The 1602-nt window shown below is 71.5% G+C and carries 2 protein-coding genes and 1 pseudogene; all 3 read right to left on the reverse strand.

Features of this window, described 5'->3' with window-relative positions; translation table 11 throughout:
- A partial coding sequence (locus tag N878_RS19920; RefSeq protein WP_021445311.1) for a cobalamin biosynthesis protein occupies positions 1-324 on the reverse strand: 324 nt, incomplete at its 3' end.
- Between the two features lie 27 nt (positions 325-351).
- Positions 352-1005: a 5,6-dimethylbenzimidazole synthase gene (bluB, locus tag N878_RS19925; RefSeq protein ID WP_021445312.1), complete on the reverse strand. Its 654-nt coding sequence runs from the start codon at positions 1003-1005 to the stop codon at positions 352-354.
- Positions 1002-1602: pseudogene (locus N878_RS19930) on the reverse strand (cobyrinate a,c-diamide synthase); the annotation flags it as partial. The pseudogene N878_RS19930 and the gene bluB, both read right to left, overlap by 4 nt.

The following is a 1602-nucleotide window of genomic DNA, read 5'->3' on the forward strand; positions in this document are numbered from 1 at the left end:
ATCGCCCAGGCGCAGCGCCTGCGCCACCGGCCGCGCGTGCTCGCCGAGGCTGCGCAGACCGAGGGCGAAGTACAGCGCAGCGATCTCCACCGCCCAGCCGAAGGCCGAGACCTGGGCCAGCAGCCAGGTCAGCAGGGTCAGCGGCAGCACCGCCAGGCACCAGGCGCTCACCCCATGGCTGCGCCAGCCGCCGCCGGCGGGGTTGAAGCGCTGCTCCAAACGATTCGCCAGGCGCCCGAAGGCCACCAGCGGGTGGCCCTGCTTCGGCTCGCCGAGCGCGGCGTCCAGCGCCACCCCGGCCAGGGTGCTGAGCGCCAGGCTCATCGCCACCGCCCGTTGCCAGTGGATAGGTCAGTCAACGCGTTCTCCCCATCGATTCTCGAACAGCAGCTCGGCGAGCGGCCGCGGCCTGGCCCAGCCCTCTTCCACCAGCATCGGCTGGTCATAGAAGGCCGCGACCGGCCCCAGGCAGAGCAGCGCCACCGGCTTGCTGCCGGCCGGCATGCCCAGCAGCGCGGCCAACGCCTCGGGCTCGAACAGCGACACCCAGCCCAGGCCCAGGCCCTCGGCGCGGGCGGCCAGCCAGAGATTCTGAATGGCGCAGGCCACCGACGCCATATCCATTTCCGGCAGGGTGCGGCGGCCGAAGACATGCTTTTGGCGCCCGTCCATCAGCGCCACCGCCAGCAGCTCGGCGCACTCGCGAATGCCCTCGACCTTGAGCCGCATGAATTCATCGGAGCGTTCGCCCAGCGCCTCGGCGGTGCGCACCCGCTCGGCCTCCACCAGCGCGTAGGCGGCTTCGCGCAATTGCGGGTCGCTGATACGCAGAAAGCGCCAGGGCTGCATCAGGCCGACGCTGGGTGCGCGGTGCGCCGCCTCCAGCAGGCGTGCCAGCACCTCGGCCGGCACCTCGCCGCCGCTGAAATGACGCATGTCGCGGCGCTCGGCGATGGCGCGATAGACCGCGGCGCGCTCAGCGGCGCTGAAGGCCTGCTCGCTCATGGACGCAACAGCGCCGCCGCCGCCAGGGGATTGGACGGCAGGTAGAAGTGGATATAGCTGGCCGTCAGCCGGCCCAGGCGATAGACCGCCTCGGCCACCGCCTTGCCGTTCGGGCAACGGCCCAGGGCCAGCGGCGCCAGCGGGCTGTCCAGGCGCGAATGGTGGTAGCTGTGGCCACGCAGCTCGCCTTCCGGCAACGTCACCTGCTGCAGGGCCAGGGCGGTCAATCGTGGTTGCAGCGCCGCGCGGCCGGCCAGCAGGCCGAGCATGCGGCCGCTGACGCCCTGCTTGTCGGCCAGCTCGTCGAGCAGATAGAGCATGCCGCCGCACTCGGCGAGGATCGGCTTGCCGGCCTGGTGATGGGCGCGAATCGCCGCGGCCATGGCCTGGTTGCCTTGCAGCTGGGCCAGATGCAATTCGGGATAACCGCCGGGCAGGTAGAGGCTGTCCACCTGCGGCAGGCCGTCGCCCGCCAGCGGCGAGAAGAATTCGAGTTCGGCGCCCAGCTCGCGCAGCAGATCGAGGTTGGCCTGGTAGAGAAAGGCGAAGGCGCCATCGCGCGCCACGCCGATGCGCACGCCGGCCAGCAGCGGCTCG

The sequence above is a fragment of the Pseudomonas sp. EGD-AK9 genome (assembly GCF_000465935.2).
GTDB lineage: Bacteria > Pseudomonadota > Gammaproteobacteria > Pseudomonadales > Pseudomonadaceae > Aquipseudomonas.